The following is a 21,024-nucleotide window of genomic DNA, read 5'->3' as shown; positions in this document are numbered from 1 at the left end:
ACCTTCCGGTCGGGCGCCCGCTCGCGTACGTGGGTACCGCCCGCACGCCGGCCTTGCCGTCGACCCCGCCACCTGCGATACGGTCGCCTCGCCCGACCTTCGTGGCCACCCCCTGTCGTAAAGGATTTTTTCCTACTAAGGTGCGGCGGAGAAGGTAAGTGCCAAGCGGCGCGAGGGAGATATGGGCGTGAACAAATGGAAGAGGCTGGCACCGGTCACCGCCATCGTGGCCTCGGCCGCGATGGTGCTCGCGGGTTGCGGTGGCTCGGGTGACGACGACAAGGCCGCGGACAACAGCAAGCTGACGGTCTGGATGATGGGTGAGGGCGGCGACGCCCAGACCACGTTCCTCGACGGCGTCGAGGCCGAGTTCAAGAAGAAGCATCCCGAGACCGACGTGGTCGTCCAGTACATTCCCTGGCTCGAGGCGCCGAAGAAGTTCCAGGCGGCGCTCGCCGGTGGCGAGGGACCGGACGTCACCGAACTCGGCAACACCGAGACCCAGGGCTGGGCCGCGCAGGAGGCCCTCGCCGACGTCTCCGACAAGTTCGGCGGCTGGTCCGAGGGCAAGGACATCCTTCCCGGCCTGGTCAAGAACGCCCAGCTCGACGGCAAGCAGTACGGCGTGCCGTGGTACGCCGGCGTGCGGGCCATCTACTACCGCACCGACTGGTTCGCCGAGGCCGGCGTGAAGCCGCCGACCACCTGGGACGAGCTGATCGCCGCCGCGAAGACCATCCAGGCCAAGAAGCCGGGCACCTACGGCATCGCCCTGCCGGGCAACTCCGAGCTGCCGTTCTACTCCTTCCTCTGGGCCGCCGGCGGCGAGATCGCCACCAAGCAGGGCGACACCTGGAAGTCCGGCTACAACACGCCGGAGGCGCAGAAGGCGGTCAAGTTCTGGACCGACCTGGTGACCGTGCACAAGGTCGCCCCGCCGGCCGCCGCCGGCTGGAACGAGGTCGACGCGCGGACCCAGTTCGCCACCGGCAAGGCGGCGATGGCCTTCGCCGGCAGCTGGCAGGGCGGCGCGATGAAGAAGGACAACCCGGAGATCGAGAAGGTGTGGGGCACGTTCCCCATCCCCGGCCCGGACGGCAAGCCGGCCCCGGCCTTCGCGGGCGGCTCCGACATCGCCCTGTGGAAGGACAGCAAGCGGCAGGCCCTGGCCTGGGACTACCTGACCGTGCTGCTGAGCAAGCAGAAGGACCAGGAGTTCGCCAGCAGCCTCAACTTCTTCCCGGTCTACCAGGACCTGGTCGGCGGCGGTAACTACGCCAACGACAAGGTGATGGCCGCGTTCGCCACCACCATGCAGAACACCAAGCTGACCCCGCTCACCCCGAAGTGGGTCGAGGTCAGCCGGACCAAGACGGTGACCCAGGCGATGAACAGCTCGGTCATCAAGGGTCAGAAGACGGTCGAGAAGGCCACCGCCGACGCGGCCACCGAGATGGAAGGCATTTTGAACAGCAAGTGAGCTTACTGACCAAGAGCACCGGGACGGCCGCCGCGCGGGAGACCCCCGCGCGGCGGCGGCCCCGCGTCGACCGCCTGCCGTACCTGCTCCTGCTGCCCTGCCTGGTGATCATCGGGGTGCTGCTGCTCTGGCCGCTGGGCCAGGTGGTGGGCATGTCGTTCTACAAGCTGGACAGCGTCCGGCAGTTGCGCGGCGACCGCGAGTGGCCGTGGGTGGGGTTCGCCAACTACGCCCAGATCCTCGGCGACCCGTTCTTCCGTACGGTGCTGCGCAACACGGTGCTCTTCGCCGCGGCCAACGTGGTGCTCACGATGATCCTCGGCACCCTGGTCGGCCTGCTGCTCAACCGGCTCGGCAGGCGGATGGCAACCTTCGTCGCCAGTTGCGTGATGCTGGCCTGGGCCACCCCGGCGCTGACCGGCACCATCGTCTGGAAGTGGATCTTCGACGACACCAGCGGCCTGGTCACCTGGCTGTTCAACAAGCTCCCCGACGGGCTCTCCACCACGCTCTTCGGGCGCAGCGACTGGACCGGCTACGGCTGGTTCAACGACCCGCTGTTGTTCTTCTCGATCCTGACCCTGGTGGTGGTCTGGCACTCGTTCCCGTTCATCGCGGTCAGCGTGCTGGCCGGCCTGAAGAGCGTGCCGAGCGAGCTGCAGGAGGCCGCCCGGGTGGACGGGGCCGGACCGTGGCGGGTCTTCTGGTCGGTCACCTTCCCGACCCTGCGACCGGTCTTCGGCATCCTGGTGGTGCTCTCCACGATCTGGGACTTCAAGGTCTTCACCCAACAGTTCGTGCTGGCCGGCGGCACCCAGGACCGCTCCACGTTCATGCTCTCCATCTACTCGTACGCAGAGGCGTTCTCACCGCCGCCCAAGTACGGCCTCGGGGCGGCGATCGCGGTCATCCTCACCCTGATCCTGCTCGTGGTGACCGGTGTCTACGTCCGCATGGTGCTGCGGCAGGAGGACGAGTCGTGAAGAAGTTCGCCCTCAACGGCGCCGGCCTGCTGGTCGCGCTCTTCGCGGCCTTCCCGGTCTACTGGATGATCGCCACCTCGCTGAAGCCGAACCGGGAGATCTTCTCGGCCACGCCGCGTCCGGTGCCCGCGGAGCCCACCCTGGAGCACTACCGGGAGATCCTCACCGGCAACCTGATCCCGGGCGTGACGTTCGCCGACTTCTTCCTCAACAGCGCCCTGGTCGCGCTGGCGACGGTGCTGCTCAGCGGCCTGGTCGCGCTGCTCGCGGCGACCGCGGTGGCCCGGTTCCGGTTCCGGCTGCGCACCACCTTCCTGATCCTGCTGCTGGTGGTGCAGATGATCCCGCTGGAGGCGCTGGTCATCCCGCTCTTCCTGATGATCCAGCGGCTCGGGCTCTACAACACGCTGCCCAGCCTGATCCTGACCTACCTGGGCTTCTCGCTGCCGTTCGCCGTGTGGATGCTGCGCGGCTTCGTGGCGGCGGTGCCCAAGGAGCTGGAGGAGGCGGCGGCCATCGACGGCGCGAGCCGGGCCCAGACCTTCCGGCGGATCCTCTTCCCGCTGGTCGCGCCGGGGCTGGTCGCCACCAGCATCTTCTCCTTCATCACCGCCTGGAACGAGCTGATCTTCGCGCTGACCTTCATCAACGACCAGGACAAGTACACCCTCCCGGTGGCGATGACCTTCTTCTTCGGGCGGGACGACACCGCCTGGGGATCGGTGATGGCCGCCTCGACGCTCTTCACCCTGCCGGTGATCGTCTTCTTCCTGCTGGTGCAGCGCCGGATGGTCTCCGGCCTGGTGGCCGGCGCGGTCAAGGGCTGAGCCCGGACGCCCGCGGCCCCCGTCAGGCGCCGGGCAGGACGCTCGTGCCGGCCCGCGCCACGATCTGCTGCAACGCCGCGACGTGCCCGTCGAAGGCGCCGCGCCCGTGCCGGCTCAGCTTGACCGAGGTACGCGGCCGCTTGCCCACGAAGCTCTTGCGCACCTCGACGTATCCGGCCTGCTCCAAGGTGGACAGCTGCTTGGACAGCGCCGAGTCGGAGAGCCCGAGCTGGTCGCGCAGGTAGCGGAACTCGGCCCAGTCGGTGGCGGCGAGCAGGCTCACCAGGGAGAGCCGGGTGGGCGCGTGGATCAGCTCGTCGAACCGGGGTGCGCTCACCGGCCGCCGCCGATCGGCCGGGCGGTCATCACGCCGCGAAGGTACCCCATCAGCGACTGCCCGGTGGCGGTCATCGCCCCCGCCGTGGCCGCCGCGCCGACTGTCGCCGGCCAGGCCAGCCCCGCCGACTCCGCTGTGAACCCGGTGACCAGGCCGAGGGCGACCAGGCCGAGCGCGTAGCCCACGATGGCGACCGTCCCGTGAACCCCGATCAGGGAGCTGCGCACCTGGGCTCGGTGTCGCAGCGCGACCCGGGCGACCAGGGTGCCGAGGCCCAGGGCGCACCCGACGGATCCGACCGCGACCACCCACGGCCGGTGGGTCTCGACGGCGGCGGTGAAGGCGGCCATGAGGCCGCCCAGTGCGGGCCAGTACCAGCCGGGGACGAGGGCGGCGGTGACCGCCTGGTCGCGCCGGGCGTGGATCTCGACCAGCGCGTCGGCGGCCGCGGAGGGGCTGATTCTCGGCTCGGACATGGCGTCCCCCTTGCTGGTGGGGCGAGTACTTGCCTATAAGGAAAGTAAACGCCTCACTTTCCTTATAGGCAAGTACTTTCCGGGAGGACAGCCCGCTGGCCCGGCGACTAGGCTGACCGCCATGACGGGCAGGCTGGCGGCGGTGAACCTCGGCATGGCCACCGAGGCGGAATGGGCGGGCGACCCGAGCGGGCGTAGCGGCATCGACAAGCGGCCGGTCGACGGGCCGGTGCTGGTGCGGGTGGACGGGGTGGCCGGCGACTTCATCGGCGAGCGGGCTCACCACGGCGGCCCCGACCAGGCCGTGTACGCCTACGCCGAGGAGGACGCCCACTGGTGGGCGGCGGAGCTGGGCCGAGGCATCCGGCCCGGCGGCTTCGGCGAGAACCTGACCACGTACGCGGTGGACGTCACCGGGGCGGTCATCGGCGAGCAGTGGGCGATCGGCGACGTGCTGCTTCAGGTGACCAAGCCGCGCACGCCGTGCACCACCTTCGCCGGCTTCTGGGGGATGCCCGACCTGATCAAGCGGTTCACCGCGCGGGCCGCGCCCGGGGCGTACCTGCGGGTGGTGCGGGAGGGTGAGATCGGTGCCGGCGACCCGGTCGAGGTGGTCGAGCGCCCGGCGCACGGGGTGACCATCGGCGAGGTGTTCCGGGCGACGAGCCTGGAGCCGGAGCTGCTGCCCCGGCTGCTGGACGCCCCGGAGCTGCCCGAGCCGATCCGGGAGAAAATCCGCCGCCGGCTCTCCGGCAGCCGCCCCTGACCCCTCCCGCGCCGGCCTACGTGTCGGCGAAGACCTCCGCCAGCACCTGCGTCGGGGCCGCCCGCCCGTCGTCCACCCTGGCCCAGGTGCCCTGCTCAGCGGTCCACTCCAGGTCGCCGAAGCGGACCCGCTTCACGCCGTGGTCGTCGGCATGCGACACCAGCCAGTGGGCGTACCGCCAGCCGTTGCGGCTGTCCGTCGCCGACACCGCCAGCCCGGTCAGGTCGGTCGGCGAGGCGACCCCCGGCAACCCCCAGTCGAGGGTCAGGCCCTGGATCAGTGCGGCCGCGGCGGCCGGGCCGCGCATCGTCGGGTTCGGGCCGACCGTGCAGGCCACTGCGCCGGTCGCGTGGCCGAGCAGCGCCCGGGTCAGGACCTGGGACTGATCCGCCCACTTCTCGTACGCCTCGGGGTAGGCCGACCGCTGCACCCGCTGGGCGGCCTCGGTGACCCGCATCTCCTCCCAGCCCCTGACCTTCTTCAGAGCGGTGTAGAAGCGGGTCGCCGCGTAGCGCGGGTCCTGGATCTTCTCGGGCGTGCCCCAGCCCTGGCTCGGCCGCTGCTGGAACAGGCCGAGCGAGTCCCGGTCGCCGTGGGCGATGTTGCGCAGGTGCGACTCCTGGTACGCGGTCGCCAGCGCCACCACCACGGCCCGCTCGGGCATCTGCTGCTGTGCGCCGATCGCCGCGATGGTGGCCGCGTTGGCCATCTGGTCCGCGCCGAGCACGACCCGCCCGTCGGCCTGCACCGTGCAGGTGCGGCTGGCCACCGGGAGCTGGAGCCGGTGCCCGAACTGCTTCGCGACGAACCACACGCCGAGCAGGGCCACGACCGCCACCACCACACCGGCTGCCACGATTGCCGCCCGAGTTCGCACCCGCACCTCCTGTCCCGACAGTCCGCCAAGCGTACGTCCCGACTCGCGCCGTGCGGGTCGGCCGACCGGTTGCCTCCCGTTCCGTCACCACCCGACCACCCTGCGCACCGGTTGACGCCGCTCCTAGCCCGCGCTCTCTCCCCGACCACCGTCCAGCGCGGCCACCCATCCGGCCAATCTCTTCTCGCGGAAGGCGAGCACGCCCTCCCGCCCCTCGTCGGAGAGGAAGTACCCGGTGGAGAGCACGGCCAACTCGGCGATCTCGGCGCGCAGGTCGGTGGCGGCCGGCCGGCGCAGCAGCTCCTTGGCGCCGGCCAGGGCCCGGGGCGCGCCCCGGACCAGCGAGTCGCAGTACCGCGCCACTGCCGCGTCCAGCCCGTCCGCCGGCACCGCCGCGGTGACCAGTCCGATCTCGGCGGCCCGGCGGCCGTCGAAGGTGTCCCCGGTCAGGTACAGCTCGGCGGCGGCCCGGGGGTGCAGCCGGGGCAGCACGGTCGCCGAGATGACCGCCGGGATAACCCCGATCCGCACCTCGGTGAAGGCGAAGGTCGCCTCCTCTGCGCAGACCGCCAGGTCGGCCGCGGCGATCAGCCCCAGCCCGCCGGCCCGGGCCGGCCCGGCGACCCTCGCCAGCACCGGCTTGGGGCACTCCCGGACAGCGACCAGGACGTCGCCCAGCATCCCGGCCGGCACCGTCCCGCTGGCGTACGCGGCGGCGGTCTCCTTCAGGTCCGCGCCGGAGCAGAAGACCGGCCCGGTGTGGTCCAGCACGATCGCCCGGACCGCGTCGTCGGCGACCGCCGCGGCCAGCCCGGCCAGCAGCTCGGTCATCAGCGGGGTGGAGAGTGCGTTGCGGTTGTGCGGGCTGTCCAGGGTGAGGGTGGTCACCCCACGGGCCGTGGCGACCCGCACGAGGCGGTCGGGAGAGGTCATGCCGGGCACACTAGTGGCCATGCCCGGCGCTCTTCCAGAAGGTGAATCCGTCCCGCGCGACGGGTCGCTGCCCGCTGCCGCCACCCGCGCGGTCGGCGCGCGCGGTTTCGGCGTGTACGTCCACGTCCCGTTCTGCGCCAGCCGCTGCGGCTACTGCGACTTCAACACGTACACGGCGGCCGAGCTGGGGGGCGGGGCCGGCCGCGAGTCGTACGCCGACACGGTGCTGGCCGAGCTGGCGCTGGCCGGGCGGGTGCTGGGCGACGGTCCGCCGCCGCGGGTGGACACCGTCTTCGTCGGCGGCGGCACGCCCACCCTGCTCCCCGCCGACGACCTGGCCCGCATCCTGGAGGGGATCGACCGCACCTGGGGGCTGGCCGCCGACGCCGAAGTGAGCACCGAGGCCAACCCCGAGTCGGTCACGCCGGAGTCGTTGAAGACGCTGCGGGCCGCCGGCTACACCCGGATCTCGCTGGGCATGCAGTCCGCCGCGCCGGGGGTGCTGGCGATCCTCGACCGAAAGCACAGCGCCGGCCGGGCCACCGCCGCCGCCCTGGAAGCGCGCGACGCCGGGTTCGAGCACGTCAACCTCGACCTGATCTACGGCACGCCGGGGGAGCGCGCCGAGGACTTCGCCGCCTCGCTGGACCAGGTGGTCGCGGCCGGGGTCGACCACGTCAGCGCGTACGCCCTGATCGTGGAGGACGGCACCCGGCTGGCCGCGCGGATGCGGCGCGGCGAGCTGCCGTACCCCAGCGACGACGTGGCGGCGGACCGCTACCTGGCCGCGGAGGCCGCCCTCGACGCGGCCGGTTTCTCCTGGTACGAGGTCTCCAACTGGGCCCGCTCGGAGGCGGCCCGATGCCGGCACAACCTGCTCTACTGGACCGGCGCGGACTGGTGGGGTCTCGGCCCGGGCGCGCACAGTCACGTCGGCGGGGTGCGCTGGTGGAACGTCAAGCACCCGACGACGTACGCCGAGCGGCTGGCCGCCGGGGAGTCGCCCGGCCTGGCCCGGGAGCTCCTCACACCGGACGAGGCGCACATGGAGGACGTGATGCTGCGGCTGCGGCTCGCTTCCGGCCTGCCGCTCGCGGTGCTGGACGACGCCGGGCGGGCCGGGGCCGAGCGGGCCCTGGCCGACGGGCTGCTGGCCGCGCCCGAGTACGCGGCCGGCCGGGCGGTGCTCACCCTGCGCGGCCGGCTGCTGGCCGACGCGGTGGTCCGCGACCTGCTGCCCTGACCGCCCGGGGACCCGGCCGACCCGTGGGCCGGCCGGGCCGGTGTCACTTGATGAAGCTGGCCGACATCGGGTAGCGGTAGGGCTGACCCTCGTTGGCCTTCATGCCGGCGATGATCCCGAACAGGATCTGGATCACCACCACCGCGATGCTGGGCAGGAAGAACAGGCACCAGCTCACGAAGAGCAGCACGAACGCGATGATCGACCAGAGGATCTGGAAGTTCAGCGCGGCCAAGGCGTGCGCCCGGACGGTCGGCGACTGCTGACCACGGGCCAGGTAAGCGACGAGCGGGGCGACGAAGCCCAGCGGCCCGAAGCTGATCAGCGCGCCGGCGGCACCGCCGAAGTGCGCGATCAGCGCCCAGGTCTTGTCCTCGTTGTTGGCCCAGCCGCCGCTCGGGGCGCCGTACGCGCCGCCGGTCGGATAGCCGGTGCCGGGGGGCGGGTAGCCGCCCGGGGGCGGGTAGCCGCCGGGCGGGGGATAGCCGCCCCCTCCGGTCGCCCCGGACATTGGTGCGGTGGGGGGCTCGTCGCCCGACGAGCCGAACGGTGCCGACGGCGGGGTCGGGTCCGGCTGGGCGCCGGGATCCCCCGCGCCGGGAGGGCGAGGTGGTTCAGTCATGGACGTCACGGTAGGTGCTGCCCGCAACGTCGCACCAGAGCGAGATCGCCCGGGATGTCCGGCTGAACGGCTCTGGCGCGATGCCCCCGTGGCGAGGCGCGCCGGTGGTGCGTCGCTGATCATCGCGTCCGTGGGGCCGCCGACGTAGACTGGCACTCGCTACAGTCGAGTGCCAGACGCCCGGCCGCTGCCGCGGGCCGGTGGGTCGACGTGCGTCAGGAGGTGGGGAGATGGGTCTCGACGACCGCAAGCTCGCCGTGCTGCGCGCGATCGTCGAGGACTACGTCGCCACGCAGGAGCCGGTGGGGAGCAAGGCCCTGGTCGAGCGCCACCAGCTGGGCGTCTCCCCGGCGACGGTGCGCAACGACATGGCGGTGCTGGAGGAAGAGGGCTACATCCGGCAGCCGCACACCAGCGCGGGCCGGGTGCCCACCGACCGTGGGTACCGGCTCTTCGTCGACCGCCTCTCCCGGGTCAAGCCGCTCAGCCCGGCCGAGCGCCGGGCCATCGAGCGCTTCCTGGTCGGCGCGGTGGACCTGGACGACGTGGTGCACCGCACGGTCCGGCTGCTGGCCCAGCTCACCCGGCAGGTCGCCGTGGTGCAGTACCCGAGCCTGGCCCGCTCCTCCGTCCGGCACCTGGAGCTGGTGCCGATCTCCACCACCCGGCTGATGCTGGTCATGATCGCCGACACCGGGCGGGTCGAGCAGCGGCTGGTGGAGCTGCCCGCGCCGATCCCCGCCGACGACGTCATGGACCTGCGCCGGCTGGTCAACGACAAGCTGGGCGGCAGTCGGCTCTCGGAGACCCCGCCGCTGGTCCAGGCGCTGGTCGAGGAGTCGGCCCCGCACCTGCGTGGCGCCATGACCACGCTCTCCACCGTGCTGTTGGAGACGTTGGTGGAGCGGCACGAGGAGCGGATCGCGCTGGCCGGCACGGCCAACCTGACCCGCGGCGGACTGCTCGATTTCCAGGGCTCGCTGCGCCCCATCCTCGAGGCGCTCGAGGAGGAGGTCGTCCTGCTCAAGCTGATCGGCGAGGCCGAACCGAGCACCACCCGGGTGCTGATCGGCGATGAGAACGAGTTCGACAACCTGCGCGCCGCCTCGGTGGTGAGCACCGGGTACGGCCCGGGCGCGACGATCGTCGGCGGCCTCGGCGTGCTCGGGCCGACCCGGATGGACTACCCCGGCACCATCGCCACGGTGAGGGCCGTGGCACGCTACGTGGGCGAGCTGCTGGCCCAGAATTGACCAGTCAGGGCCGACGGCCGGCTGCGGCCGCCGACCGGCGCAACGCGAGACGAACATGAGGACACGGAACGCAGTGGCCAGGGACTACTACGGCATTCTCGGCGTGAGCCGGGAGGCCTCCGACGACGAGATCAAGCGCGCCTACCGCAAGCTGGCGCGGCAGTTCCACCCGGACGTCAATCCGGACCCGGAGGCACAGGAGAAGTTCAAGGACATCAACGCCGCGTACGAGGTCCTCTCGGACGACCGGAAACGGCAGATCGTCGACCTGGGCGGCGACCCGCTCGCCCCGGGCGGCGGGGGCGCCGGCGGCCCGGGTGGTCCCGGCGGGGCCGGCCCGTTCGTCGGCTTCCAGGACATCATGGACGCCTTCTTCGGCGGCGCAGCGGGCGGCGCCCGGGGGCCGCGCCCGCGGACCCGGCCGGGCGCCGACGCGATCCTGCGGCTGGAGCTGGACCTGCACGAGACGGCGTTCGGCACCGAGGCGCCGATCACCGTCGACACCGCGGTGCTCTGCACCACCTGCTCGGGCGCGGGCACGGCGGCCGGCACCCACCTGGCCACCTGCGAGGCGTGCGGCGGCCGGGGCGAGGTGCAGTCGGTGCAGCGGACCTTCCTCGGCCAGGTGGTCTCCGCCCGGCCGTGCACCGTCTGCCAGGGCTACGGCACCACCATCCCGCACCCCTGCCCGACCTGCGCCGGCGACGGCCGGGTGCGGACCCGCCGCTCGCTGACCGTCAAGATCCCGGCCGGGGTCGAGGACGGCATGCGGATCCGGCTGGCCCAGCAGGGCGAGGTCGGCCCGGGCGGCGGCACCGCCGGCGACCTCTACGTGGAGATCCACGAGCGGCCGCACGACGTCTACTCCCGCAAGGGCGACGACCTGCACTGCCGGGTCACCGTGCCGATGACCGCCGCCGCGCTCGGCACCCGGCTGACCATCAAGACCCTGGACAGCGAGGAAGCGGTCGACGTCAAGACCGGCACCCAGCCCGGCAGCACGCTGCGGCTGCGCGCCCGGGGCGTGCCGCACCTGCGTGGCACCGGCCGGGGCGACCTCTACGTCCACCTGGACGTGCGGACCCCGACCAAGCTCGACGCCGACCAGGAGCGGATGTTGCGCGACTTCGCCAAGACCCGGGGCGAGGAGGTCGCCGAGCTGACCAAGCAGGGCGGCTTCTTCTCCCGGATGCGCGACGCCTTCAACGGGCACGCCTGAGGTGTCCGCGCCGCTGTTCCTGGTGGAGGCGCTGCCCACCGGTGACGCGCTGACGCTGGACGGTCCCGAGGGGCACCACGCCGCGAACGTGCAGCGGCTGCGGGTCGGCGAGGAGCTGCTGCTCGCCGACGGCCACGGTGGCACGGCCGCCGCCGTGGTCGCCGCCGTCGGCCGGGGCACCCTCGACCTCCGGGTCACCGCCCGGGGGTACGTCGACGCGTCCGTCCCGCGGCTGGTGGTGGTGCAGGGCATCGCCAAGGGTGACCGGGGCGAGCTGGCCGTGCAGGCGATGACCGAGGTCGGGGTGGACGAGATCGTCCCCTGGGCGGCGTCCCGCTCGGTGGCGCAGTGGCGCGGTGACCGGGGCGTACGGGCGCGGGAGAAGTGGGTGGCGACCGCCCGGGAGGCGGCCAAGCAGGCCCGCCGGGCCTGGCTGCCGGTGGTGGCCGGTACGCCCGACGAGTCCACGCCCACCGTGGTCCGGCGGATCGCCGGCGCCGCCGCCGCGTTCGTGCTGCACGAGGAGGCCGAGGAGCGGCTGACCACCGTCGACCTGCCCGCCGCGGGCGAGATCGTGCTGGTGGTCGGTCCGGAGGGTGGCATCGCCCCCGCCGAGCTGTCGGCGTTCCGCGAGGCCGGCGCGCGGCCGGTCCGGCTGGGATCGTCCGTGCTCCGGACCTCCACGGCCGGCGTGGCGGCCCTGGCCGTCCTCGCCACCCGCCTCGGGCACTGGTAACCAGCCCTTCCGCAGCCGGCGCGAGCGCAGGGGTCAGGTGCGCAGGTAGGAGGCGCCGTTGAGGTCGACGATGGTGCCCGAGGCCCATTCCGCCTCGGGGCTGGCCAGCCAGTGGACGGCGGCCGCGATCTCCTCGGGGCGGGCGACCCGGTTGAACGGGCTCTGGGCGCGGATCGCGTCGCCGCCCTCGCCGGTGAGGTGTTCGGTGGTCATGTCGGTCTCCACGAAGCCGGGCGCGACCGTCGCCACCGCGATGCCGTACGGGGCGAGGGCCAGCGCCAGCGACTGCCCGAGCGCGTTCAACCCCGCCTTGCTCGCCCCGTACGCGGGCTGCTGCGGCTCGCCCCGGAACGCGCCCCGGGAGGAGACGTTGACGATCCGGCCGCCCCGCTCCCGCATGTGCTGGGCGGCGCACCAGGTCACGTTGGCGGCGCCGGTCAGGTTGGTCTCCAGCACCAGCCGCCACTGCTGTCGCCACTGCTCGTAGGTGTTGCCGAAGACCGGGTGGGGCAGGTCCCGCGGTCCGTACACGCCGGCGTTGTTGACCAGCACGTCCAGCCCGCCGAGGCGCGCCGCGGCCTCGTCCACCATCGCCCGGACCGCGTCCGGGTCGGCCAGGTCGGCGCGGACCACCAGGTGGCCGTCGCCGGGCAGCTCGTCGCGGAGCCGTTCGGCCAGTTCCGCCGAGTCCCGGTGGTGGATCGCCACCCGGTCCCCGCCCGCCGCGAAAGCCCGGGCCACCGCGCGTCCGATGCCGCGCGAGGCCCCCGTCACCAGTACCGCCCGAGAAGTCACGCCGGACATCATGCCCGGCCCGGCCGGTGGCGGCGCGGCCGGTCCGGCGCAGCGCTTAACATGCCCGGATGGGAACCGACTGCCTGTTCTGCCGGATCGTCGCCGGGGAGATCCCGGCCACCATCGTGCGGGAGACCGCCACCACCCTCGCCTTCCGGGACATCGACCCCAAGGCGCCCGTCCACGTGCTGATCATCCCGAAGGAGCACTACGCGGACGTGGCCACGCTCGCAGAGGGCGACCCGGGCCTGGCCGGTGAGGTGCTGACCACGGCCGCCGTCGTGGCCGAGGAGGAGGGGTTGCTCGCCGACGGCTTCCGGCTGATGTTCAACACCGGGCCGTACGCCGGCCAGGAGGTCTTCCACGTGCACGCGCACCTGTTCGGCGGCGCCCCGCTCGGTCCGATGCTCGCCCGCTGAGTGCGGCCCCCCGGCCCGCTCCTTACACTGCCTGCATGATCACGGTGAACGACCGGCTGGGTCGGATGGTGCGGCAGGCGCAGGCAGGGGGCCGCGTGCCGGCGATCTCGGCCGCCCTGCACCGGGCCGACCGCCCGCTCTGGACCTGCGCGGTGGGCGACACGGGCAACGACACCCCGCTCGGCCCGGAGTCCGTGTTCCGGATCGGCTCGGTCACCAAGACCTTCACCTCGGTCCTGGTGCTGCAGTGCCGGGACGAGGGCCTGCTGGACCTGGACGACCCGATCGGCCGGCACCTCGACCTGCCGGCGCACGGCGAGCTGACCGTACGCCGGCTGCTGTCGCACACCGCGGGCCTGCAGCGCGAGCCGCACGGCGACGTCTGGGACTCGCTGCGCGCGCCCGGCGTGGACGAGCTGCTCGCCGACCTGGCGGGGGTCGAGCGGGTGCTCCCGACCGGCCGGCGCTACCACTACTCCAACCTCGGCATGGCGCTCCTCGGCGAGCTGGTCGCCCGGCTGCGCGGCGGCACCTGGGCGGAGGTGCTGGCCGAGCGGGTGCTCGCCCCGCTGGGGTTGACCGCTACCGGCCCGACCCCCGGCGCGGGGGCGGCGACCGGGTTCCTGGTCGACGCGTACTCCGACGAGGCCCACCCCGAGCCGCCGACCGACTTCGGCGCCGTGGCCCCGGCCGCCCAGCTGTGGAGCACGGCGCCGGACATGGCCCGCTGGGCGGCCTTCCTCGCCGACCCGGCGGCGCTCGACCCGGCCGGCGCGGTGCTCGCCCCGGCCACCCTCGACGAGATGCGCTGGCCGCTCACCACCACCGACGAGACGCTCTGGGCGGCCGGCTTCGGGCTCGGCCTGATCCTGGTGCCGCAGCCGCAGCGGGTGTTGCACGTGGGGCACGACGGCGCGATGCCCGGTTTCCTGGCCGCCGTCTACGGCCGGCGCGGCGGCGACGGCACCGCGGGTGCGATGGGCTGCGCCGTGCTCGGTTCCTCCGGCAGCGGCGTGACGGTCTTCGACCTGCCGCACCAGCTGCTCGCCGCCGCGGCCGAGCACGACCCGGCCGAGGTCGAGCCGTGGCGGCCCGGCCCGCCCGCCCCCGACCACCTGCGCGGGGTGCTCGGCCGCTGGTGGGGTGAGGGTTTCGAGTACGTCTTCTCCTGGCACGACGGCGCGCTGCGGGCCCGGGGCGCGGATGACCCGGTCGGCAGACCCCCGGCCGTCTTCGCGCCGCTGCCGGACCGGCCGGACGTGTTCCGGACGGTCGCCGGCCGGGAGGTGGGCGAGCTGCTCCGGCTGACCAGGGACGAGTGCGGGGTGGTGGTCCGGATGCACTGGGCCACCTACCGCTTCACCCGGGCCCAGGAGACCTTCGAGGGGTACGACTTCCGCGCGGGGAGATGATCACGGCCCACCCGAAATGGGCGGGGTGCGTCCGGTGTTGACCAGATACGATGGGTGGAACGTCCGCACGCCGCGCCAGCAGGGCCCGGCGCCGAGATCGGAAGCAGGTGGCGCAGGGCCCGACGGGCCCGATCTATGACCGGCACCCCACCTCCCGGCCTGCCCCGGGTGCAGACCAGGATCACGGTCCCCGACCCGAAGATCATGGTGAACCTGCTCGGCGCGGGCGACGAGATCCTGCGACTCGTCGAACGCTCGGTCAACAGCGACGTCCACGTGCGTGGCAACGAGATCACCATCACCGGCGCCCCCGCGGACAACGCCCTCGCCGAGCGCCTCTTCAGCGAGCTCCTCGAACTCATCGAGAAAGGCGAGACCCTGACCACTGACGCCGTCCGGCGTACCGTCGGCATGCTCGAGCAGGGCAGCGCGGAGCGGCCCGCCGAGGTCCTGACGCTCAACATCCTCTCCCGACGCGGTCGCACCATCCGACCCAAGACCCTCGGGCAGAAGAAGTACGTCGACGCGATCGACGCGAACACCATCGTCTTCGGCATCGGCCCGGCCGGCACCGGCAAGACCTACCTGGCCATGGCCAAGGCGGTCCAGGCGCTGCAGGCCAAGCAGGTCAACCGGATCATCCTGACCCGGCCGGCCGTCGAGGCGGGGGAGCGGCTGGGCTTCCTGCCTGGCACGCTCAACGAGAAGATCGACCCGTACCTGCGTCCGCTCTACGACGCGTTGCACGACATGCTCGACCCGGAGACCATCCCGAAGCTGATGGCGGCCGGCACCATCGAGGTGGCGCCGCTGGCCTACATGCGGGGCCGTACGCTGAACGAGGCGTTCATCATCCTGGACGAGGCGCAGAACACCACGCCCGAGCAGATGAAGATGTTCCTCACCCGGCTCGGCTTCGGTTCCAAGATCGTGGTCACCGGTGACGTCACCCAGGTGGACCTTCCCGGCGGGACGACCAGCGGCCTGCGAGTGGTCCGGGAGATCCTGGAGAACGTCGAGGACGTGCACTTCGCCCAGCTCTCCAGCTCGGACGTGGTCCGCCACCAGTTGGTGGGGGAGATCGTCGACGCGTACGCCCGCTGGGACGAGCGGGAGAACCAGCAGGCGCAGAGCGTGCACGCCGTACCGGGGCGGACCGCCCAGGGCGGTCGGGCCGGCCGGCGCCGCTAACCCACCAGAGGAAGACAGTTGTCCATCGAGATCGCCAACGAGTCCGGTGTCGAGGTCGACACCGACGCCGTGCTCGCCGTCGCCCGGCACGCCCTCGACGAGATGGGGGTCAACCCCCTCGCCGAGCTCTCCGTGCTGCTGGTCGACGTCGACTACATGACCGAGCTGAACCATCGCTGGATGGGCGGCGACGGCCCGACCGACGTGCTCGCCTTCCCCATGGATGAGGGCAGCGTCGACCACGGCCCGGGCGAGACCGCCGCGTCCGGCGGCGAGCCGGCCCTGCTCGGCGACATCGTGCTCTGCCCGGAGGTGGCGGCCAAGCAGGCGGCCACCGCCGGCCACTCCGCCGCCGACGAGCTGCACCTGCTCACCGTGCACGGCGTGCTGCACCTGCTCGGGTACGACCACGCCGAGCCGGAGGAGGAGCGGGAGATGTTCGCGCTCCAGGCCCGACTGCTGGCCAGCTGGCGGTCGACCCGATCCCGGTGATGACCACCCTGGCGGCGGGCCCCACCGCAGGCCTGCCCGACGTCCAGCTCATCGTGTTCGCGGCGGGGCTGGTGGTGCTCGCCGGCCTCATCGCGATGACCGAGGCGGCGCTGGCCGCCGTCTCCCCGGCCCGGGCCGCCGAGCTGGCCCGGGACGGGGCGCGCGGCGCCCGCGCCCTCCAGGCGGTCGCCGGGGACGTGGTCCGCCACCTCAACCTGCTGCTCCTGCTGCGACTGCTGGCCGAGCTGACCGCCACCACCCTGGTGGCGCTGGTCGCGGTGGACAGCTTCGGCGCCGGCTGGCGGGCCGCCCTGGTCACCGCCGGCGCGATGACCGTGGTCAGCTTCGTGGTGGTCGGCGTCGCCCCGCGCACGATCGGCCGGCAGCACGCGTACGCGGTGGGCCGAGCGGTCGCGCCGCTGGTGCGCTGGCTGGGCCGGGCGCTGAACCCGCTCGCCTCGTTGCTGATCCTGATCGGCAACGCGGTCACTCCGGGGCGCGGTTTCCGGGAGGGGCCGTTCGCCACCCAGGTGGAGCTGCGTGAGCTGGTCGACCTGGCCGAGCAGCGCGGTGTCGTGGAGCACGGCGAGCGGCAGATGATCCACTCGGTCTTCGCCCTCGGTGACACCATCGCCCGCGAGGTGATGGTGCCGCGTACCGAGATGGTGTGGATAGAGGAGGGCAAGACGCTCTCCCAGGCGCTGGCGCTCTTCCTGCGCTCCGGCTTCTCCCGCATCCCGGTGATCGGGGAGAGCGTCGACGACGTGCTCGGCGTGCTCTACCTGAAGGACCTGATCCGGCGTACCCAGGGCGGGGAGCCGGAGGCCGACGAGCTGCCGGTGTCGGAACTGATGCGTCCGGCGACCTTCGTGCCGGAGTCCAAGCCGGTCGACGACCTGTTGTCGGAGATGCAGGCGGCCCGCAACCACCTGGTCATCGTCGTCGACGAGTACGGCGGCACCGGCGGCCTGGTCACCATCGAGGACATCCTCGAGGAGATCGTCGGCGAGATCACCGACGAGTACGATGTCGAACGCCCGCCGGTCGAGCGCCTGGCGGACGGGGCCGTCCGGGTCGCCGCCCGCCTCCCGGTGGAGAATCTGGGCGAGCTGTTCGACACCGAACTCCCCACCGACGAGGTGGAGACGGTCGGCGGTCTGCTCGCCCAGTCGCTCGGCCGGGTCCCGATCCCCGGGGCCGCGGCCGAGGTGGCCGGGCTCCGGCTGATCGCCGAGGGCACCACCGGTCGGCGCAACCGGATCGACACCGTGCTGGTGAGCCGGATCGAGCCGAGCGACGCACAGGACAGCGCGGGGCGCGGCGAGCACGCCGAGTCCCGCGGCAACCAGAACCGATCCGAGGAGAGGCAACCCGCCGATGCCTGATTCACCCGCCGTGCCGGCGGCCCGGCCCACCCCGTCCGACCCGGCCGAGCTGAGCGCCGAGGACGGCAAGCTGGTCATCCTGGCCAGGGGCGCGCGCGGTCGGGTCGGCGCCGTTGAGGGCGCGGCGGTCCGCGACCAGGACGGCCGGACGTACGCCGCGGCCAGCGTCTCGCTGCCGTCGCTGACGCTGACCGCGTTGCAGCTCGCGGTGGCCTCGGCGGTGGCCGCCGGCGCCAGCCGGCTGGAGGCCGCCGTGGTGGTGACCGAGGCGTCGACGCTGGACGGCGCCGGGCACGCCGCGGTCCGCGACCTCTCCGCCGACGCGCCGGTCCACGTGGCCGCGCCGGACGGCACCGTCCTCGGCACGGTGGTCGAATGACCGGCGTGCGGGATCCGGAGGAGCCCCGTCCCTACCGGGCCGGGTTCGCCTGTTTCGTCGGCCGGCCGAACGCCGGGAAGTCGACGCTCACGAACGCGATCGTCGGTACGAAGATCGCGATCACCTCGAGCAAGCCGCAGACCACCCGGCACATCATCCGGGCGGTGCTGCACCGCCCCGACTCGCAGCTCGTACTGGTCGACACCCCCGGTCTGCACCGTCCCCGGACGCTGCTCGGCGAGCGCTTGAACGACCTGGTCCGCTCCACCTGGAGCGAGGTCGACGTGATCGGCCTCTGCGTCCCGGCGAACGAGCCGGTCGGCCGGGGTGACCGGTTCATCACCGGTGAGCTGGCCGAGCTGAAGCCCACTGTGCTGGCGGTGGTGACGAAGACCGACCTGGTGGACAAGAAGCGGCTGGCCGAGCAGTTGCTCGCGGTCAGCGAGATGGGCGACTTCGCCGCCGTGGTGCCGGTCAGCGCGGTCTCCGGGCACCAGGTGGACACCCTGGTCGACGTGATGACCGATTACCTGCCGCCCTCCCCGCAGCTCTATCCGGACGACATGCTCACCGACGACCCGGAGCAGGTGCTGGTCGCCGAGCTGATCCGGGAGGCCGCCCTGGAGGGGGTCCGCGACGAGCTGCCGCACTCCATCGCCGTGGTGGTGGAGGAGATGATCCCCGAGGGCCAGGTCATGAAGATCTACGCCGACCTCTACGTCGAGCGGCCCAGTCAGAAGGCGATCGTGCTCGGCCACCAGGCCAGCCGGCTCAAGGACGTCGGCACCCGCGCCCGCCAGCAGATCGAGGAGCTGCTCGGCAGCCGGGTCTACCTCGACCTGCACGTCCGGGTGGCGAAGGACTGGCAGCGGGACCCGAAGCAGCTGCGCAAGCTCGGCTTCTGACCGTTCATCGGACCGCCGGCTCTCGGGTGGGGGCCGGCGGTTCGGCGTTCCGGGCGGCGATCGCCCGAATCGGTCGGAGATATGGCAAGTTTCACTTTTCACCCCACCCGCGCGCCGTTTCGTCCGGCCGGGTCGGAGGGTAGGGGAGGTTTACCCCCTGCCCCCGACATAGATGTAGGCTGATGCGCAATCGATACCTCGATCTGCTCCGCTCCCTGGCCATCGTCCGAGTCGTCGTCTACCACGTCACCGGTTGGGCGGCGCTGACGCTGATCTTCCCGGCGATGTCGGTGATGTTCGCGCTCGCCGGCTCGCTGATGGCCGCCTCCCTCGACCGGACCGGCCCGCCGGCCGTCCTGCGACGGCTACGCCGACTGCTGCCGTCGCTCTGGGTCCTGGCGGCGGTCTTCGTCCCGGCCATGCTGCTCACCGGGCTGCCGCTGACGGCGAAGGTGCTGCTCTGGCTCCTCCCGGTCAGCGACCCGCCGGCCAACGGCTGGGGAGCGGTGGCGCTGAGCGTGATCTGGTATCTCCGGGACTACCTGTGGTTCGTGCTCGCCTCGCCGCTCGCCCTGTGGCTGTTCCGCCGGGCGCCGCTGCCCACCCTCCTCGCCCCGTACGCCCTGCTCGCGGTGATCGAATTCGGCGTCCTGCCGGCCGCGCCCACCGTGCTGCGCGAGTTCGGCCTCTACTTCGGCGCCTGGCTGCTCGGCTTCGCCCACCACGACGGCCTGCTGCGCCGCCTGGGCAACCGGGTGCTGGTGCCGGCCGCGCTGGCCCTCGGCGCCGCCGGGCTGACCTGGATCCTCACCCACCCCGGCCCGCGGGGCTACGACCTCAACGACATCCACCTCGGCAACGCCCTCTGGTCGGCGGCGTTCGTCCTGGTGGCGATCGGCCGGGCGCCGACCGGCGTGACCTGGGTGGACCGCAACGCCCTCCTCGGCCGGGCGGTCACCGTGCTGAACAGCCGGGCGCTCACCATCTACCTCTGGCACATGCCCCTCGTGGTGGCGCTCACCCCGCTCGTCGACGTGGTGGGCTGGTCCCACCAGGACCCGGTCGGGCTGGCGGTCCGGGTGGTGCTGGTCTTCGCCCTGGTGGGCCTGGTGGCCGGGCTGGTCGGCTGGGTCGAGGACGTGGCCGCCCGGCGCGCGCCGGAACTGCTGCCCGGCGGATTCCGCTCGACGCCCGCCGGCCGCGCTGCCACCGCACCGGCCGGTCCCGCACCGGCCCGAGCCGAGTCCGAGCTGGTGGCGGCCGGAGTGGGCGCGACGGGCCCGGTTGCCCACGGGCCCGCCCCGACGACCGTGCCTCGACCGCCGGACCCGCGGGCACCCCGGGGCGGTGCGGCCCGCGGCCCGGCCCCCGCCCAACGGGGCACCCGGGAGAGGGCCGGCGCGGAGATCAGCGCTGGCTGACCGTCACGTTCCCGCTGCCGGCGCCCACGTCGAGCACCAGGGACGCGGTCGGGTCGTCGGCGACCCCCAGGTCGGCGTCCCCGGAGCCGGTGTTGGACCGGACCCGGTACCGGCCGGCCGGCACCGTCAGCTCGACGTCGCCGCTGCCGGCGTGGGCCCGGGCGGAGGCCGGCCGGTCCAGCTCCACGGTGACGTTGCCGGAGCTGGTCTCCGCGTCCACCTGACCGCCGAGCCGGCGCGCGCTGATGTCGCCCGAGGAGGCGCGCAGGTCGATCCGGCCGGCCACGTCGACCACCTGGATGTTGCCGGAGCCGGTCTCGGCGCGTACCGGGCCGGTGGCGCCGGTCACCGTGATGTCGCCGGAGCCGAGCTTGATGTCCACCGGGCCGACCCGGGTCAGCTCCACGTTGCCGGAGCCGGTCTCGCCCCGGACCGTCACGCCCTCCGGGGCGGTCACCTCGTACGAGATGCTGCACCGGTCGCCGCACTCGGTGTCCAGCACGAGCTCATCACCCTTGATCTCGTACCGCGCGTCGGGCTGGCCGCCCTGGTAGCGCAGCATCCGCTTGATCCGTACCTCGTGGGCGGTGCCGGAGGCGCGGACAGTCACATCACCGGAGCCCGGCAGCACGGTGATCCGGCTGATCTTCACCGCCTCGGTGTTGTCGAAGTCCAGCCGGCGGAACGAGAGGGTGTCACACCCGGCGAGGACGATCAGGGCGGCGGCCGCCGCGGCGGCGACCCCCGTCCGAGCGGCGACGACAGCGGTCCGGTGCAGAGCCATGGCAGCACGCTACGGCCGACCCCGGACGGCGCACATCGGGGTTCCGCCGCCCGTGCACCCCGAACCGACCCTGAGATCGCACCCCGAGG

23 protein-coding genes are annotated in these 21,024 nt (G+C 72.9%); 16 read left to right on the top strand and 7 right to left on the bottom strand.

The window, feature by feature from the left end:
- The first annotated feature begins 187 nt into the window (after positions 1-187).
- From SLP03_RS24590 to SLP03_RS24580, 3 genes are read left to right on the top strand one after another with little or no spacing between them, the layout of a single operon-like run.
- Positions 188-1,480: a sugar ABC transporter substrate-binding protein gene (locus SLP03_RS24590; protein ID WP_319462992.1), complete on the top strand. Its 1,293-nt coding sequence runs from the start codon at positions 188-190 to the stop codon at positions 1,478-1,480.
- Positions 1,477-2,463 carry a sugar ABC transporter permease gene (locus SLP03_RS24585; protein WP_319462991.1) on the top strand — a complete coding sequence of 329 codons (987 nt, stop codon included), beginning with the start codon at positions 1,477-1,479 and terminating at the stop codon, positions 2,461-2,463. Before SLP03_RS24590 ends, SLP03_RS24585 begins: the two co-directional genes overlap by 4 nt.
- On the top strand, positions 2,460-3,290 hold the full coding sequence (locus SLP03_RS24580; protein WP_319462990.1) for a carbohydrate ABC transporter permease: 831 nt from the start codon (positions 2,460-2,462) through the stop codon (positions 3,288-3,290). Before SLP03_RS24585 ends, SLP03_RS24580 begins: the two co-directional genes overlap by 4 nt.
- Before the next feature lie 22 nt (positions 3,291-3,312).
- Here SLP03_RS24580 and SLP03_RS24575 read toward each other — a convergent pair whose 3' ends face one another.
- Both SLP03_RS24575 and SLP03_RS24570 read right to left on the bottom strand, forming a co-directional pair.
- On the bottom strand, positions 3,313-3,627 hold the full coding sequence (locus tag SLP03_RS24575) for a transcriptional regulator (protein ID WP_319462989.1): 315 nt from the start codon (positions 3,625-3,627) through the stop codon (positions 3,313-3,315).
- Entirely contained in the window at positions 3,624-4,103 is a 480-nt protein-coding gene (locus tag SLP03_RS24570) for a hypothetical protein (protein WP_319462988.1), read from the bottom strand. Before SLP03_RS24570 ends, SLP03_RS24575 begins: the two co-directional genes overlap by 4 nt.
- A gap of 121 nt (positions 4,104-4,224) precedes the next feature.
- Here SLP03_RS24570 and SLP03_RS24565 point away from each other — a divergent pair, with 121 nt between their 5' ends.
- Entirely contained in the window at positions 4,225-4,869 is a 645-nt protein-coding gene (locus SLP03_RS24565; protein WP_413644742.1) for an MOSC domain-containing protein, read from the top strand.
- Positions 4,870-4,885: 16 nt separating this feature from the next.
- Here the strand turns inward: SLP03_RS24565 and SLP03_RS24560 are convergent, their stop codons facing one another.
- Both SLP03_RS24560 and SLP03_RS24555 read right to left on the bottom strand, forming a co-directional pair.
- On the bottom strand, positions 4,886-5,752 hold the full coding sequence (locus tag SLP03_RS24560; protein WP_319462987.1) for a hypothetical protein: 867 nt from the start codon (positions 5,750-5,752) through the stop codon (positions 4,886-4,888).
- 117 nt (positions 5,753-5,869) lie between these two features.
- Positions 5,870-6,679, bottom strand: coding sequence for an enoyl-CoA hydratase-related protein (locus SLP03_RS24555; RefSeq protein ID WP_319462986.1), 810 nt, complete (start codon positions 6,677-6,679; stop codon positions 5,870-5,872).
- A 19-nt stretch (positions 6,680-6,698) separates the two neighbouring features.
- Between SLP03_RS24555 and hemW the strand changes: the two genes are divergently transcribed.
- Positions 6,699-7,922, top strand: coding sequence for a radical SAM family heme chaperone HemW (gene hemW, locus SLP03_RS24550; protein ID WP_319462985.1), 1,224 nt, complete (start codon positions 6,699-6,701; stop codon positions 7,920-7,922).
- Between the two features lie 43 nt (positions 7,923-7,965).
- Here hemW and SLP03_RS24545 read toward each other — a convergent pair whose 3' ends face one another.
- The gene (locus SLP03_RS24545) at positions 7,966-8,544 is read right to left on the bottom strand and encodes a DUF4870 domain-containing protein (RefSeq protein ID WP_319462984.1); all 579 of its coding nucleotides are present in this window, start codon (positions 8,542-8,544) and stop codon (positions 7,966-7,968) included.
- Between the two features lie 230 nt (positions 8,545-8,774).
- Here SLP03_RS24545 and hrcA point away from each other — a divergent pair, with 230 nt between their 5' ends.
- The 3 genes from hrcA (at position 8,775) to SLP03_RS24530 (ending at position 11,752) form a co-directional block, all read left to right on the top strand.
- Positions 8,775-9,797, top strand: coding sequence for a heat-inducible transcriptional repressor HrcA (gene hrcA, locus SLP03_RS24540; RefSeq protein WP_319462983.1), 1,023 nt, complete (start codon positions 8,775-8,777; stop codon positions 9,795-9,797).
- 73 nt (positions 9,798-9,870) lie between these two features.
- Positions 9,871-11,016, top strand: coding sequence for a molecular chaperone DnaJ (gene dnaJ / locus SLP03_RS24535; RefSeq protein ID WP_319462996.1), 1,146 nt, complete (start codon positions 9,871-9,873; stop codon positions 11,014-11,016).
- Between the two features lies 1 nt (position 11,017).
- Entirely contained in the window at positions 11,018-11,752 is a 735-nt protein-coding gene (locus tag SLP03_RS24530; protein ID WP_319462982.1) for a 16S rRNA (uracil(1498)-N(3))-methyltransferase, read from the top strand.
- 33 nt (positions 11,753-11,785) lie between these two features.
- On the opposite strand, the gene SLP03_RS24525 is transcribed toward SLP03_RS24530, so the two are convergent.
- Complete coding sequence (locus tag SLP03_RS24525) at positions 11,786-12,547, bottom strand: SDR family oxidoreductase (RefSeq protein WP_319462981.1); 762 nt, start codon at positions 12,545-12,547, stop codon at positions 11,786-11,788.
- A 68-nt stretch (positions 12,548-12,615) separates the two neighbouring features.
- On the opposite strand from SLP03_RS24525, the gene SLP03_RS24520 reads away from it, so the two are divergent.
- From SLP03_RS24520 to SLP03_RS24485, 8 genes are all read left to right on the top strand, one after another.
- Positions 12,616-12,966 (top strand): histidine triad nucleotide-binding protein, encoded by a 351-nt coding sequence (locus SLP03_RS24520; RefSeq protein ID WP_319462980.1) that lies wholly within the window; start codon positions 12,616-12,618, stop codon positions 12,964-12,966.
- Positions 12,967-13,001: 35 nt separating this feature from the next.
- Positions 13,002-14,378, top strand: coding sequence for a serine hydrolase domain-containing protein (locus SLP03_RS24515; RefSeq protein WP_319462979.1), 1,377 nt, complete (start codon positions 13,002-13,004; stop codon positions 14,376-14,378).
- A 135-nt stretch (positions 14,379-14,513) separates the two neighbouring features.
- Positions 14,514-15,569, top strand: coding sequence for a PhoH family protein (locus tag SLP03_RS24510; RefSeq protein ID WP_319462978.1), 1,056 nt, complete (start codon positions 14,514-14,516; stop codon positions 15,567-15,569).
- A gap of 18 nt (positions 15,570-15,587) precedes the next feature.
- Positions 15,588-16,061, top strand: a complete 474-nt coding sequence (gene ybeY, locus SLP03_RS24505) for an rRNA maturation RNase YbeY (protein WP_319462977.1) — start codon at positions 15,588-15,590, stop codon at positions 16,059-16,061.
- Positions 16,037-17,446 carry a hemolysin family protein gene (locus SLP03_RS24500; protein ID WP_319462995.1) on the top strand — a complete coding sequence of 470 codons (1,410 nt, stop codon included), beginning with the start codon at positions 16,037-16,039 and terminating at the stop codon, positions 17,444-17,446. Before ybeY ends, SLP03_RS24500 begins: the two co-directional genes overlap by 25 nt.
- Positions 17,439-17,825, top strand: a complete 387-nt coding sequence (locus SLP03_RS24495) for a cytidine deaminase (RefSeq protein WP_319462976.1) — start codon at positions 17,439-17,441, stop codon at positions 17,823-17,825. Before SLP03_RS24500 ends, SLP03_RS24495 begins: the two co-directional genes overlap by 8 nt.
- Positions 17,822-18,730 carry a GTPase Era gene (era, locus tag SLP03_RS24490; RefSeq protein ID WP_319462975.1) on the top strand — a complete coding sequence of 303 codons (909 nt, stop codon included), beginning with the start codon at positions 17,822-17,824 and terminating at the stop codon, positions 18,728-18,730. The genes SLP03_RS24495 and era overlap by 4 nt, the downstream gene beginning before the upstream one ends.
- A 182-nt stretch (positions 18,731-18,912) precedes the next feature.
- Positions 18,913-20,151 carry an acyltransferase gene (locus tag SLP03_RS24485; RefSeq protein WP_319462974.1) on the top strand — a complete coding sequence of 413 codons (1,239 nt, stop codon included), beginning with the start codon at positions 18,913-18,915 and terminating at the stop codon, positions 20,149-20,151.
- Here SLP03_RS24485 and SLP03_RS24480 read toward each other — a convergent pair.
- Positions 20,138-20,935 (bottom strand): DUF4097 family beta strand repeat-containing protein, encoded by a 798-nt coding sequence (locus SLP03_RS24480; RefSeq protein WP_319462973.1) that lies wholly within the window; start codon positions 20,933-20,935, stop codon positions 20,138-20,140. The genes SLP03_RS24485 and SLP03_RS24480 overlap by 14 nt on opposite strands.
- Positions 20,936-21,024: the final 89 nt, after the last annotated feature.

It is taken from the genome of Micromonospora sp. RTP1Z1 (assembly GCF_033804685.1).
Lineage (GTDB): Bacteria > Actinomycetota > Actinomycetes > Mycobacteriales > Micromonosporaceae > Micromonospora.
Note: the sequence above shows the minus strand (reverse complement) of the source record. Positions and strands in the feature narration are given on the sequence as shown.

Coding starts and splice junctions, on each gene's coding strand:
- SLP03_RS24570 (WP_319462988.1), bottom strand. CDS start 4,103: ATGTCCGAGCCGAGAATCAGCCCCTCCGCGGCCGCCGACGCGCTGGTC.
- SLP03_RS24565 (WP_413644742.1), top strand. CDS start 4,225: ATGACGGGCAGGCTGGCGGCGGTGAACCTCGGCATGGCCACCGAGGCG.
- SLP03_RS24555 (WP_319462986.1), bottom strand. CDS start 6,679: ATGACCTCTCCCGACCGCCTCGTGCGGGTCGCCACGGCCCGTGGGGTG.
- hemW (WP_319462985.1), top strand. CDS start 6,699: ATGCCCGGCGCTCTTCCAGAAGGTGAATCCGTCCCGCGCGACGGGTCG.
- SLP03_RS24545 (WP_319462984.1), bottom strand. CDS start 8,544: ATGACTGAACCACCTCGCCCTCCCGGCGCGGGGGATCCCGGCGCCCAG.
- hrcA (WP_319462983.1), top strand. CDS start 8,775: ATGGGTCTCGACGACCGCAAGCTCGCCGTGCTGCGCGCGATCGTCGAG.
- SLP03_RS24520 (WP_319462980.1), top strand. CDS start 12,616: ATGGGAACCGACTGCCTGTTCTGCCGGATCGTCGCCGGGGAGATCCCG.
- SLP03_RS24515 (WP_319462979.1), top strand. CDS start 13,002: ATGATCACGGTGAACGACCGGCTGGGTCGGATGGTGCGGCAGGCGCAG.
- SLP03_RS24510 (WP_319462978.1), top strand. CDS start 14,514: ATGACCGGCACCCCACCTCCCGGCCTGCCCCGGGTGCAGACCAGGATC.
- SLP03_RS24495 (WP_319462976.1), top strand. CDS start 17,439: ATGCCTGATTCACCCGCCGTGCCGGCGGCCCGGCCCACCCCGTCCGAC.
- era (WP_319462975.1), top strand. CDS start 17,822: ATGACCGGCGTGCGGGATCCGGAGGAGCCCCGTCCCTACCGGGCCGGG.
- SLP03_RS24485 (WP_319462974.1), top strand. CDS start 18,913: ATGCGCAATCGATACCTCGATCTGCTCCGCTCCCTGGCCATCGTCCGA.
- SLP03_RS24480 (WP_319462973.1), bottom strand. CDS start 20,935: ATGGCTCTGCACCGGACCGCTGTCGTCGCCGCTCGGACGGGGGTCGCC.